The following is a 12,366-nucleotide window of genomic DNA, read 5'->3' on the forward strand; positions in this document are numbered from 1 at the left end:
GCGAAGGACCCTTGCCAATCTATGCAGGAAAAAAGGCATTGCCTATGCCCATGAACGGATAGGCGATGAAGAAGTGTTACGCAGGGTACACAGCTTTTTAGACTCGCTTCACTGTATGGCGATAAGTGCAGCAGATTTTGAGTTATGTATTCCCATGCTGGTTAAAGAGGCAGATGCCAGGTCTAGCAGTAAACTCAAAAAGCCTGTGAAAGAGAAAAAGGAAAGCGTGACCTTCATTATGAGTGAGCCACCAACAGCAGATGATAAGGAATTACTCACGCATGAAGAATATGACTTTGACTGGAATGTGGTGTTTGCAGGAGCGTTTCCAAAAGACTATGAGATACCGATTGCCATGGCTCTGCGCGTAAAGGAGCGATTCAGGGGACTAAAAACAGTGCTGGTAAAGCCAAGAGAAAAGATCATGGATGAATGGGTACCGTTGGAATAGAAACTACTGAAGATTTTTAATTGTCAATTGTAAATTGATATCCCTGAATTGAATAGATTGATGAGGTAGGATAAAGAATTTTGGATATTGCTTTTAATTAGTTTGCCAATAATATTGCGGTATCAAAACACAACCCATTATTTGCATGTTGGCAAAGAGAACCTATTTATAATTGAAAGTTCTCCTGACAATACCAGGGAGAATACAATGGGATGGCTGATTGGCACAATGCGCAATAGAATTAAAAACAGTATTACATGGACGACACAGCAATTAAAGAATTACATAGGCAACTTCTGACTTTTTGGAATAATCAAGATGGAGTTGGCATGGCTTCTTTGTTTAGCGAAGATGCAAATGTTGTGGGATTTGATGGAAGTCAAATGAATGGACAATTACAGATTGAAACAGAACTAAAAAGAGTTTTTGCTCATCATAAGACAGCAAGATATGTTTGGAAAATTGAAGAAATTCGATTCTTAAATTCACAGACTGCCTTACTAAGAGCAATTGTTGGAATGGTTCCACCAGGCAAAAATGAACTGAATCCAGCAACGAACGCTATTCAATCCCTAATTGCTATTAAACAAAATGATCTTTGGAAAATTGCACTTTTCCAAAATACTCCTGCGCAGTTTCATGGACGTCCAGAATTAGTTGACTCCATGACAAAAGAACTGAGTAAGTTAATATAGATACCATCTAAAAATTTACGAACGTACAACAAGGACTCCTGTCGTGCTGCGGGTTAACATATCCTGGTCGATATATTGCTTTACAGCTGTAGTCCCAGTTAAACAAACATAACCGAGCTTTGGAATATCTCATGCTTAAGGGATAATGGTGACCTTACAAATCTTAATATAATGTGGCTGGATATTTTCAAATATGACCCGATAGCTCCCATGGTTGAACATACAAACAAAGCAGTTTCACTCTCGGCACAAAGGGATCTATTACATAAAACAATTTCAGTACAGGAATTGTGGCAGCTTACTGAGCCCCAAAATATTTTAAGAAAGCAAAATAAAAATGGTTCATGGGATTATCCGGGTGCAAAAGAGCATATACGGACAAAAGAAAATTATAACCAATTGGAGACTTACAGAAATGTAGGGATCCTAATTGAAAAGTTTGGATTTACGAAACAACATTCAGCCATACAAAAAGCAGCCGAATATCTTTTTTCATTCCAAACCAAAGAAGGTGATTTCAGAGGTATTTACGGCAATCAATATACCCCTAACTACACGGGTGGTATTGCAGAACTATTAATCAAGGCAGGTTTTGAAGAGGATAAGCGAATTGATAAAGTGTTTGATTGGCTCATTGCCATCCGGCAATCAGACGGAGGATGGGCCATACCTTTCAGGACAACAAAAAATAATATCCATATCATTTCGACTAATGACCCGGTCATAGAACCGGATAAACTACAACCTTTTTCCCACATGGTTACAGGTGTTGTATTAAGAGCTTTTGCCGCACATTCATTCTACCGGAAATCAACAGGGGCAAACAAAGCAGGCAGGCTGTTGTTATCAGGCTTGTTCAAAAAAGATAAGTACGGGGATAGAGGGGAAAAAGAATATTGGTTAAGGTTCACTTTTCCGTTTTGGTTTACAGACCTGGTTTCTGCCCTTGACTCACTTTCCTTATTGGAGTTTTCAAAGAAAGACCCTGAAATAGAAAAAGCCCTTCACTGGTTTGTAACGCATCAAGGAAAAAAAGGATTGTGGAATTTGCGAATAACTAAGGGTCAAAACAAAGATGTTACCCAGGCATGGCTTTCGTTGGCAATCTGCAGGATATGTAATAGGTTTCTATGAAAATAAGTTTCCTGCAAAGACGAATTCTATATTCTGGTGGTTAGCGTAGAAACATTGGTATTGCCAATGTTGGGACCTGACATGAACTAATCAAAAATCCTTTCGCATAAATCCCAACGGAGGCTTTGCCATTTATATAAATTGTCTTATCTTTTAATATGTTTTCAGCACCCTTTGCTAACTGCAGCACATCCTAAAATGTCGCATTCTTACCACTAATTACCCTTACCGGACCAGAACTTTATACCAGGAAAAGATGTAAAGAATTCCTAAGAAATACCGCATTACCCAATTCTTTTGAGAGTCCTCAGTGAAACCTGGCAAGGTGCGCAGGAAAACGTATTCAACACCTTAATTATATAAAATGAAATGGACTTTATTACCAATATTGTTTGTAGCAACAAGCATAGCTATTCTTATCCCTGCTTGTAAAAAAGATAATTCTTGTGAAACCTGCGGTAAAGACAACAAGCCACCCAGAGCTTGCGCAGGCCTGGACCAAACCATTACTTTACCTTTAAATTCCGTGCATTTAAATGGCCGTTGTTCCACTGATCCCAATAATGATATTGCGGGTTACCTCTGGACAAAGATTTCTGGACCTGGCCTGATCAGCATAGACAATGCAAGGGATGTTGAAACACAGATAAGTGGCCTGGTAGAAGCCACCTACCTGTTTCAATTGAAAGTTACAGACGCAGGCGGATTGTTTTCGATGGATACCGTGCAGGTGGTTGTAAATCCTCAATCAAATGTTGTATATCAACCAGGCAATGATTCGCTTGTAAATATCTACGTGGCAGGAGACCTAAATGGCCAGGCTACTTATTGGAAAAATGGCCAGCCTGTAACACTAAAAAGCAAATCTAATAATTCCGGTGCCACTTCGATTGCTGTTGCGGGCAGCGATATATATGTGGCCGGGTGGGATGGCGATGGTTTTGTACAACGTTTTAATATAGCCAAATACTGGAAAAACGGCGAACCGGTGGAGCTGACCGGTCCTACAGGTGCAGGTGCGAATTCTATCGCGGTGTCAGGCAACGATGTGTATGTAGCGGGGTGGGAAGTTAAAGGATCCGCGTCCATAGCCATATACTGGAAAAACGGACAGCCAGTTGCACTCACGGATGGAACAAAGGAAGCCGAGGCCAGATCCATTATTGTTGCAGACGGCAATGTGTATGTTGCTGGTTATGAGAATGGGGTAGCCATGTATTGGAAAAATGGCCAGGCAGATGCCCTTACTGATGGAACTCAACAGGCTTTTGCCTATTCTATAGCTGTTTATGGCGGTGATGTATATGTTGCCGGATCACAGTCTAATGGAACGGCGCACGTAGCCAGGTACTGGAAAAACGGCCAGCCTTTTACACTAACCAACGGTTCAGCAGTTAATGCTACTGCTAATGCTATAGCTGTTAACAGCACTGGTGTGTATGTTGCCGGGTGGGAAGGCGACTGGGTTGGAAGGGCAGGTGGGACAGGAGCTGTAGCTAAGTACTGGAAAAACGGCCAGGAAGTGCAACTTACCAACGGATCAAGTTACACTTACCCCACTTCTATAGCTCTCTTTGGCAGCAATGTATATGTGGCAGGAACTGAATCTTATACGGCTTTATATTGGAAAAACGGGCAAACCGTACCTGTTACCGTGTCCAATAACGCCTGGGCAACTAGTATATTAGTTGTACCGAAGTAAATCAGCGGGGCAGGAATTGTTCTCTGTTTCTCAGACAACAATAATTAAGAAAAAACGGTCCTGAGCTTAAAACCAAAAGCTATGAAATTCGATGCCATAGAATAAAATTGTATAATGCCGATAAGGAGCGCATCCTCTTTCCAGGGTCCATCAAAAAATGTATATTAGAGCCATTACAATCATTTTAAACCATCCTCAAAAACTGGTTGTTGGATTGACAATATGATCAGAATTTTTACGGTCTTAGTAATTGTTTGTGTTTTTGCTTGTAACAAAAAAGATGCTTACGTGAATGCTCCCGGGATATTAATGTCTCATGTATGGTATCCCTACAAAACAGCAATCATCACCGTTGACAGTGTTTCTATTGCAACTGTGGATGTTTCGGGCAATACCCAGGTTCAAAAAAATGTAAAAAGATCCGATACCTCTTATGTACTATCCCAGTGTGTGCAGCAATCATTTTACCATTTTGAACAGAACGGAGCTTTGACCATCAATGACATGTGTAATACTTCCCAACAGCCATTACATGCCTCATGGACAATTACACAGACCAATATGATGACGATTCCTTTTCCATGGAATACAACATCAGGGTATGGGGGCTTTATGCCGGGAAGCGGACAACTAATGCAATTGGATAACAGGCAATTTGTTTTCAACACAGCCAGTGGAAGGTCAACCTATGCCAGCTCAACAAACGCAGATGGTTCAAAGGTTTATGAAATGCATGCTATTTCCATTAATGAAAGCATCACTTTTAATAGTTTATAGAAATTCGCGGGCAAAAATTTAAACTTCCCGTCGCCATTTTTTTCCCAGGTATTTCCTTACCGGTATATCGTAAAACCGCATTACCAAATAAGCAATCAGAATCAGCAACATGATCCCCGGTATGATGATTTAGGGCAGATCCTCTACCAGTGGTTTCTGAGTTGTATAATAATTACCAAAGATCCAAATGACGGCATAATGTGTCATATACAGAGGATAGGATATATTGCCAGAGAACCGGCAAACTTTTTTCCATTGAGGCGAGAGGCTGGAACCTGCACCAAGAGAAACAACCAACGGAAAAATGATCAGCACTGTCAGTGCCTCTGTCAGCCAGTTCCACTCTGAGCCGGGCATCATAAAGACTACAAACAATACAATGGCCAGCACGGGAAAACCAATCCTGTTTTTAATGATCCAATTGGAACGGTAAAGCAGGAGACCTGCTAAAAAAGAATACGCAACACGGGCACCACCATCCAGGAAGTTGTCTTTTGACCATCCGCCCAGGAGGTTACCTGCCCGGTAACTAACGAAACAAATGCCTGCAGCAGCCAGAATAGTCAAACCAGCAAGGGACCGGCGGCCTATTTTGTAAAAAATAAAAGCATACAATATATTGGCGACATATTCCCAAAAAAGCGACCAGGATGGCGCATTAAAGGCAAATAGGTTAAAGGCCCGTTCCTCCATTAAAGGAAGAGGAACCAGGAAAACTGAGCCAATAAAGAGTAAAGCAATCTTGCCTGCGCTGTAGGCTAAGGGCGCTGCAAAAGGATCCAGGAAAAATCCCAACAATCCCAATACAGAACCCAGGACCACTAAAGGATGCAACCTTATAAGCCTTGACTTAAAAAAAGCGGCTACCCCCATTTTCCGGAACCGGTCATCATAAGCGTAACCAATGACAAAGCCAGATAAACAAAAGAAAAAGTCAACAGCTAAGAACCCATGACCAATAAAGTTTTTGTCAGGATCAGTGAAAATCCATTCCATAAAATGGAAAATAACAACAGCCAGTGCTGCAATTCCTCTTAATCCATCAAGGATGTCAAAATGCTTTTTCGTTTGAAACGGGTCCGGAGCTGGTTTTTCTTCTTTCATCAGATTCAACAAATGGATGTAATGCCAATATTACAAGATCATGGGTCTTACAGTATTGGCCAGGCAATGGTGCTAAATGTAAGCATCAATCTGCTACCACGCGTGGTAGCAGATTGAAATACCAGGCTTTCCAGGTGTTGAAAAAAATAATTGCCCCTGGTGGTTATGTTTTTTGTTTTTGTGTTTACTACAACTTGTTCATCGTATTCATTCATTAAAAATCAGAACAACAAGTAACATGAAAAGCAAATTTACTTCCGCACTTCTCCTCTCTATGAGTGTAGCCTTCCTTGCACTGGAAAGCTGTCAGAAAACCGAGATCCCTACCAATGCCAATCCAGGCAAGGTGAATACTGCCTCTGTCAATGCCATAAGTAAAGGTTCAGTAGGACAAAACTCCCTGGGTAAAAATTCTACAGGTGGAAGTGGAACAAGTACTGGTGGGCACAATGGTGGAAGCAGTGGAGGTGGAACTGTTACCACTACGGATCCGTCACTTGCACCAGCCGATACTACAACTTCACAGCTTCCTGTGGGAGACATCATTACTGCCGGAAGGTGGAAGCTGACTTCTTTTGTCCAGGGCAATGACAACACCACTTCACAATTTGCCAATTATATTTTTACATTCAACAGCGATGGTAGCATGATAGCCGATGATAACGGAAACCAGACCATAGGCTACTGGCACTACCAGGAAGCCATTTTTTATTATGGCATTCCTGTTTATGGCAGCAGTCCTTACGGATTTACGATGACCATTGGATCTGGTCTTCCTTTAACCAGTTTGAATGAAAATTATTTTATCAGTAAAAAAACACTGACCACTATTTACATAGACAGTATCAATCCTAATGAAAATGCCCATATAACCTTTTCTAAGCTTGCACAATAAGAGGTTTCGTTTTTTATTCGAAAAGGGCTATTGCATAATAGCCCTTTTCTTATTGAATGAATCTACAGTGTTGAACATTAGTAATAAATTTAAGGTCAGAACAAAGAATGCAATGCAGGTACGAACCTGGTGAATATTTGCTGGTGTGCATCAATAAAGCAGGAAGTGAAAACCGAAGACAATATAACAGCTGCTACCAACAGCAGATTTCCGGGCAAGTAAAGACAAAATCATAATCAATGAATACTGACCAATCACTACAACTGGATATTTATATCAACTACCCGGGACATTGCGAAGAGGCATTCAGGTTTTACGAAGAAAATCTTGGGGGCAAAATAACCATGATGATGGCTCATCAACAAGCCCCACCCCATTTTCCAAAGGAATGGAAGAAACCAATTCTTCATGCCATTATTGAAATAGGTGGTACCCTTGTCAGGGGTGCCGATGTACCAAATGCCGAACCCATGCGCAGTGCCTATTTAACACTGCGACTGGAAACGGCGGAGAAAGCAGAACATATCTATAACCTGTTTTCGCAGGATGGTGAGATCTTCATGAAGATGGAAAAAACCTTCTTCGCCAATCGCTTTGCCATGCTGCGTGATAAATTTGGAACCTCCTGGATGCTGCTTCATGAAAATTAGGGATCTACTCTTTCAGGTTTAAAAACTGAATATTCATTTTCGTTCGCTGTAAAGTTCTTTAGGATCTGCAATTGTAAGGACTGACGGAACAAAGCATTCCGCCCTATTAGACAACCTTTGGACGTTACGACTCTTTGCCAGCGTATTGCCAATTACCTCGAGGGAAAAGAAAAAGGGTGTCCCGGACATCCGGGGCACCCTCCTGATGTTATTTTAACCTTCTATTGGTGCAAGGTTACCGTTCCGATATTGGTCTCCTTACCAGGATGCAATTGTATACTGTTTAGTGTGGTATCTGCATAGCCATTAGCAGTTGCGTTGACAAACAAATTGGCTGTAGCAGACCTGATGCCCCGTATTTTGAAATATCCATCCAAACGTGGCATGGCTACCAGCGTATCGCCATTACTGATAGTGGAAACAATGGCATTGGCTTGCGCAGGCTGCACCCTTCCTTCAATGGCTGCTGTGGATCCTGGAGTAAACAGGTGAATGCTGGGCCTGAGGTAAAAATGATTATCCTGTTCTTTTATAATGGAGTGCCCTGCATCAAAATCAAGCCATAACTGTAAGTTGTTACGTCCCTGGTTTTCGAATTCATCATCCTTCGGCTTGATAATAATTTGGTGATGATTGCTATGAAGATATAAGGGATAGCTGACACTGTCTGCTACCACGGTATTATGATCACCCAGCGTGATGCGCACTTTACGAATGGCGCCCGCAGGTGTATAACCTGTTGCCAGCAATGTGTCGGTGCCATTGCTCAGATTAAGCAGGTTGTAAACCCCTGGACGAATGGACAAGGTATCCCATTTACCACAGCCGGATCTTTGTTCAGAACTATCTTCATCATGATCATCTTCATGTTCATCGCCGCGATCATCGCTTCTCTTGTCCCGACAACAATCAGGTAAGGTCCAGACTTCTACACGCATTATGTCGATATTGACAGCATCAAACCTGGCAGGGCCATCGGTAAGAAATATTTTAACCTGGCGGGTTCCGGGAGAAGAGGCGCTATTTTCCTTTTTACAGGAGGCCAGCAATAAGGTAAAGACAAGGAAAAGCGAAAAGGTCACGGGGTACCTGTGGATGTTTTTCATTTTTTGTTTTATTAGGTTACAAATTATATGGATACAGGTTTGCTTGTATCCCAGGATTAACGCTGCAACCCAGCAAGAAAAATGCCACTTCCTGCAACCAGGTGCTTACCCGGGTAAGATTGCGAAATAATACGCTGAAAACGGTTAGATATGTACGTTGCCAGGCAGTAAGGAGAGAAAGGCAAGTGGTCCACGGCGCTATACAGCAATGATTATTATACATTCAAAACCATTAATAAAGATGTCTATGTAAAATGCAATGATCAAAACTTAATACGGGTAGCTTTAGCTGCAACCAATGCAACGTTCCATCTTGTTTGCTTGTCAAAGCCTGTAAATGTTATCATATGCCTGGTACTTTTTTAAGGTTGGTATTTATTTTGTCCAGTGTTTTATTCTTTTCATGTAAGAAGGATCGCGATCAGTTTCCCCTAATTACAGGCAGCTGGGAATTGCGTACCAGCTATAATGGCCAGGGAGGGGTTTTGAACTACCCTGCCGGAAATGACAATCTTTTACAATTCACTTCCACCAATTACCAGAGGTATTCAAATGGTGTCATTCAGCAAAGCGGCAGTTACAAGATCATAAAGCATAACTCACAGGTGATGGGAGGTGTAAGAGACAGGATCGTTTATGATAACGACATGGACGCACCTGCCATTATTATTAGCCTGTCGCATGATAGCCTTATGTTCCAGATTGATGCATATGATGGTCCGGGATCGCTGTATGTTAAAGAATAAGCGGTTAATGATTATTGCTTTTTCACATGGCCTTTAAAAGTGCCATTGGGCTGCACGGAAGTAAAACCAGTGGCCTTGTGATCTTCCACCTTGAAATGCACGTTATACCCATTGACATTCTTTAAAGTAAATGTATCAGCGGAAAGCGGCACCATTTCTTCATCCACATCACCGGGCACATTGGCCCAAAGTGCACCATTCTTTATATAAAATGTTACGGTTACCGAAGGTCCTTCAATTTCAAAAGCACCTGTATACTGCTGCAATTCCTTTTCTGACATGGTGAAATTCGGCTTCCCTTCGAGTACATTTAATTTTCGCCTGGTATCTGCATTGAATTGTATAGTCAATGCTTTATTGTAATTAGCCATTGCATTAAGGGTATCTTTTTGTGTGGCAAGCAGATCGGCATAGGAATCATATACATTACTACTGGTGGGATAATTCTCCATGTTCATTTTGAAAAGAGCAGCAGCCTTGGTAAAATTCTTTTTAGACATGGCGTCGTAACCCAGGAAATTGATGAATGATTCAGGGGGCGAAACTTTGTAACCCATTTCCTTTGATACCTGGCTGTAATGTTTCCTGTATTTAGCTACAAGCGCAGCAGAGGTATCGGAAAACTCCTTACCCGTTATATGTATCCGGTAGAAATTAAATATGTACCGCAATCCATCATATTCGCTTACCAGTGGAACTGAGCCATGGTTATCATCTGCATAGTATTTACTGGCATATTGCAAATTGTTTTTCGGGTTGGCCTTTATGTATGTATCCAATGCAAAAATGGAACGTATGTGCCGGGTTTCATCAGAAGTATCCTTTTTCATTTGCTGCAATGTCATTCCATCAGGCATGGTGTTGGCGATACCGATGAACAATTTGGTTCCGTCATACCTGTTCGAGGATAACTTCTTTTTTACCGCTGCAAGAAATCTTTGATGATCGTACCACATGCTGGGGTCAATAGCTATATAGGCATTGAATAACCCGGGATGATTGGCGAGAGCATCGATAACGGTTAAACCTCCAAATGAGTGCCCTACCAATACCTTATAGGGCGCAGCAGGATATACAGAGTCAATATGAGGCACCAGTTCCTTTTCAATGAATGCAAGGAAATTTTTGCCACCACCTGAATTTTTAGAGAAGTTGGAATCCATTGCTGGCAGATCACTGGCAACATGCGTAGGTGTAAGGTCCCTGGTTCTGTTCGTATTGGGAATACCCACTACGATCATCTCCGGCAATACCGTATTGCCATTGACCTGGCTTAGTTGCTGGATCAAGCCTGTTACAGAAGGAAAATGCCCATCGCCATCCAGCAGGTAGAGCACAGGATAGCGTTGCGTAGCTACATGATTAGGCGCTGTTATATCCGGTGTATAAACCCAGACCTGTCTTTTTTCACCCAAAATGGTGGAGTAAACGGTATCGATTTTCCCGATCACTATTTTATTGTCGGCCTGAGCCTGGACAGCTAATGCGATGAATAAGCCAGGCAGTAAAAGCAATAATTTTCTCATGCGTTTGTTTGGTTGTATGTAATTGAATGAAGGTGAGGGGGCGAGGAATAGTGTAGCTTTTATAAGCTCACCAGTTTCCATTGCATGAGCGACACTATCTATCCCTTTATCCAAATTTAAAACTTAAGTACAAAAACTCTTATTAATATATTAGGTACACTACCCTCTTGAATAGTATAACGCCGCCTAATATCCTCTATCAGCAATTCACGCCATTTTGTTTAAATTAATTTGAACAACTTTGACTTCAAATTTCTTTACCATGAAGGATATTAATAAAACCTTCTTCGCCCCGCAGCTTTTTATAAAGAATGGAACAAAGGATATCAGTTTTTATGAAAAGGCTTTTGGTGCCATCGAGCGGATGAAACTGACTAATGACGATGGCAGCATACATGTGGCTGAATTAGCTATTGATGACACCATATTTCATCTACACGAAGAAACATCGAACCCCCGTCATTTTAACCCGCAAAAACATAATGGCACTACCGTTATTATCGGCCTATTTGTTCCGGATGTTGATGCAGTCATGGGTAAAGCGGTGGAGGCAGGTGCGGTAGTATCATCTCCTGCACAAAGCTATGACTACGGCTACCGGCAGGGCCAAGTCATAGATCCATTTGGGCATGTGTGGATGATAGAAATGAAAATATAAAGGTCATACCTACACGAAGAAAGACAAAAAGACATTCATTTTATTGTAGTCCTAAACAGTAAAGCGTATTATATCATGCTTTACTTCCAGTTTATAATTTTGATTTTCCCCACGGATGTATTCGGCCAGGGCTTCAATCCGGGGATAATCTCCTTTCCCGACAAACAACCTGGCGTCGTCAATCAAAATCACATGCTCATAAACACCCTGATCCAATATGGCATGTAGTTCCTCGAATATGGGACAGTCCTTATCTCCTTTGGCAGTTTTACCTTCTGAGTAATGACCATCCAACCAAAATATGGCAGGTTCGTTTACAGTCTTTAAAATTTCCGGGAGTTGTTTTCCACTGTCTCCCTGGACGATCAACACATTTCTGTCATTCTTAAATCTCTTCTTTGCTTCCAGGTACAATTCATTACTCAATTCAATGGAAATAAGTTTTTTGAAACTACTTTTCTGAGCCTCCACCATATCACCCAGGTAAGTTCCTGTTTCTATAAATGTTGAATAATTATGGCGCTGCTGGTATTCTTTAATGATTCTTTGTTTCACCACATGAGGTGGTGGAACAGGACAACCATTCCTTTCCCATTCTTCCATTATTGCTGCTTCAGTTTTAATACCTGGTCTGTTTGGTTGATACTGAAAGCGAAACCTACCGAGTATATTCCTGAACGTTTTTTTCATAGGTTTCATTGGTAGTGATTTATACTGGTATAATATAGAATATCATCATAAAATGACTGGCGGAAGTATGATGTATAAAAAGTAGAGCCATCTATCGGAATCGAACCGACGACCTGCTGATTACGAATCAGCCGCTCTGGCCAACTGAGCTAAGATGGCTTGGGAAGAACAGGTAAACATTCCAGTACTAATTTAAAAAATCCTGCACCAAAATGCCAGCCTGTTCTCCTGA

At 41.5% G+C, this 12,366-nt stretch carries 13 protein-coding genes and 1 tRNA gene; 9 read left to right on the forward strand and 5 right to left on the reverse strand.

Translation table 11 applies throughout. The features are described 5' to 3' along the window. The 5 genes from BP74_RS11520 to BP74_RS11540 form a co-directional block, all read left to right on the forward strand. The coding region (locus tag BP74_RS11520; RefSeq protein WP_496374220.1) for a hypothetical protein at nt 1–451 on the forward strand (451 nt) is incomplete at its 5' end. Nucleotides 452–708: 257 nt separating this feature from the next. Next, entirely contained in the window at nt 709–1,146 is a 438-nt protein-coding gene (locus BP74_RS11525; protein WP_496374222.1) for an SgcJ/EcaC family oxidoreductase, read from the forward strand. A 171-nt stretch (nt 1,147–1,317) separates the two neighbouring features. Continuing rightward, the gene (locus BP74_RS11530) at nt 1,318–2,280 is read left to right on the forward strand and encodes a prenyltransferase/squalene oxidase repeat-containing protein (RefSeq protein ID WP_496374224.1); all 963 of its coding nucleotides are present in this window, start codon (nt 1,318–1,320) and stop codon (nt 2,278–2,280) included. 364 nt (nt 2,281–2,644) lie between these two features. Then, nucleotides 2,645–3,982, forward strand: a complete 1,338-nt coding sequence (locus BP74_RS11535; RefSeq protein ID WP_496374226.1) for a PKD domain-containing protein — start codon at nt 2,645–2,647, stop codon at nt 3,980–3,982. A gap of 222 nt (nt 3,983–4,204) precedes the next feature. Then, the gene (locus BP74_RS11540; RefSeq protein WP_496374228.1) at nt 4,205–4,759 is read left to right on the forward strand and encodes a hypothetical protein; all 555 of its coding nucleotides are present in this window, start codon (nt 4,205–4,207) and stop codon (nt 4,757–4,759) included. Nucleotides 4,760–4,888: 129 nt separating this feature from the next. Here BP74_RS11540 and BP74_RS11545 read toward each other — a convergent pair whose 3' ends face one another. Next, entirely contained in the window at nt 4,889–5,863 is a 975-nt protein-coding gene (locus BP74_RS11545; protein ID WP_496374230.1) for an acyltransferase family protein, read from the reverse strand. Between the two features lie 238 nt (nt 5,864–6,101). Between BP74_RS11545 and BP74_RS11550 the strand changes: the two genes are divergently transcribed. Beyond that, nucleotides 6,102–6,758, forward strand: a complete 657-nt coding sequence (locus BP74_RS11550) for a hypothetical protein (protein ID WP_496374232.1) — start codon at nt 6,102–6,104, stop codon at nt 6,756–6,758. Nucleotides 6,759–6,997: 239 nt separating this feature from the next. After that, complete coding sequence (locus BP74_RS11555) at nt 6,998–7,408, forward strand: VOC family protein (RefSeq protein ID WP_496374234.1); 411 nt, start codon at nt 6,998–7,000, stop codon at nt 7,406–7,408. A 221-nt stretch (nt 7,409–7,629) separates the two neighbouring features. On the opposite strand, the gene BP74_RS11560 is transcribed toward BP74_RS11555, so the two are convergent. Continuing rightward, nucleotides 7,630–8,514 (reverse strand): DUF4382 domain-containing protein, encoded by an 885-nt coding sequence (locus tag BP74_RS11560; RefSeq protein WP_496374236.1) that lies wholly within the window; start codon nt 8,512–8,514, stop codon nt 7,630–7,632. Nucleotides 8,515–8,861: 347 nt separating this feature from the next. On the opposite strand from BP74_RS11560, the gene BP74_RS11565 reads away from it, so the two are divergent. Continuing rightward, complete coding sequence (locus tag BP74_RS11565) at nt 8,862–9,260, forward strand: hypothetical protein (RefSeq protein ID WP_496374238.1); 399 nt, start codon at nt 8,862–8,864, stop codon at nt 9,258–9,260. A gap of 11 nt (nt 9,261–9,271) precedes the next feature. Here BP74_RS11565 and BP74_RS11570 read toward each other — a convergent pair whose 3' ends face one another. Continuing rightward, nucleotides 9,272–10,786, reverse strand: coding sequence for an alpha/beta hydrolase-fold protein (locus BP74_RS11570; RefSeq protein WP_496374240.1), 1,515 nt, complete (start codon nt 10,784–10,786; stop codon nt 9,272–9,274). A gap of 262 nt (nt 10,787–11,048) precedes the next feature. Between BP74_RS11570 and BP74_RS11575 the strand changes: the two genes are divergently transcribed. After that, nucleotides 11,049–11,444 carry a VOC family protein gene (locus tag BP74_RS11575; RefSeq protein WP_496374242.1) on the forward strand — a complete coding sequence of 132 codons (396 nt, stop codon included), beginning with the start codon at nt 11,049–11,051 and terminating at the stop codon, nt 11,442–11,444. Between the two features lie 51 nt (nt 11,445–11,495). On the opposite strand, the gene BP74_RS11580 is transcribed toward BP74_RS11575, so the two are convergent. Together BP74_RS11580 and BP74_RS11585 are read right to left on the reverse strand one after the other, a co-directional pair. Further along, on the reverse strand, nt 11,496–12,143 hold the full coding sequence (locus BP74_RS11580; protein WP_496374244.1) for a hypothetical protein: 648 nt from the start codon (nt 12,141–12,143) through the stop codon (nt 11,496–11,498). A 76-nt stretch (nt 12,144–12,219) separates the two neighbouring features. Further along, a tRNA-Thr gene (locus BP74_RS11585) sits at nt 12,220–12,293 on the reverse strand. Nucleotides 12,294–12,366: the final 73 nt, after the last annotated feature.

This window comes from Flavisolibacter ginsengiterrae DSM 18136 (assembly GCF_059568575.1).

What these genes read in the sequence shown, in the direction of transcription:
- BP74_RS11580 (WP_496374244.1), bottom strand. Translation starts at nt 12,143, where the DNA reads ATGAAACCTATGAAAAAAACGTTCAGGAATATACTCGGTAGGTTTCGC.
- BP74_RS11575 (WP_496374242.1), top strand. Translation starts at nt 11,049, where the DNA reads ATGAAGGATATTAATAAAACCTTCTTCGCCCCGCAGCTTTTTATAAAG.
- BP74_RS11555 (WP_496374234.1), top strand. Translation starts at nt 6,998, where the DNA reads ATGAATACTGACCAATCACTACAACTGGATATTTATATCAACTACCCG.
- BP74_RS11530 (WP_496374224.1), top strand. Translation starts at nt 1,318, where the DNA reads ATGTGGCTGGATATTTTCAAATATGACCCGATAGCTCCCATGGTTGAA.
- BP74_RS11560 (WP_496374236.1), bottom strand. Translation starts at nt 8,514, where the DNA reads ATGAAAAACATCCACAGGTACCCCGTGACCTTTTCGCTTTTCCTTGTC.
- BP74_RS11535 (WP_496374226.1), top strand. Translation starts at nt 2,645, where the DNA reads ATGAAATGGACTTTATTACCAATATTGTTTGTAGCAACAAGCATAGCT.
- BP74_RS11565 (WP_496374238.1), top strand. Translation starts at nt 8,862, where the DNA reads ATGCCTGGTACTTTTTTAAGGTTGGTATTTATTTTGTCCAGTGTTTTA.
- BP74_RS11545 (WP_496374230.1), bottom strand. Translation starts at nt 5,863, where the DNA reads ATGAAAGAAGAAAAACCAGCTCCGGACCCGTTTCAAACGAAAAAGCAT.
- BP74_RS11550 (WP_496374232.1), top strand. Translation starts at nt 6,102, where the DNA reads ATGAAAAGCAAATTTACTTCCGCACTTCTCCTCTCTATGAGTGTAGCC.
- BP74_RS11540 (WP_496374228.1), top strand. Translation starts at nt 4,205, where the DNA reads ATGATCAGAATTTTTACGGTCTTAGTAATTGTTTGTGTTTTTGCTTGT.
- BP74_RS11570 (WP_496374240.1), bottom strand. Translation starts at nt 10,786, where the DNA reads ATGAGAAAATTATTGCTTTTACTGCCTGGCTTATTCATCGCATTAGCT.
- BP74_RS11525 (WP_496374222.1), top strand. Translation starts at nt 709, where the DNA reads ATGGACGACACAGCAATTAAAGAATTACATAGGCAACTTCTGACTTTT.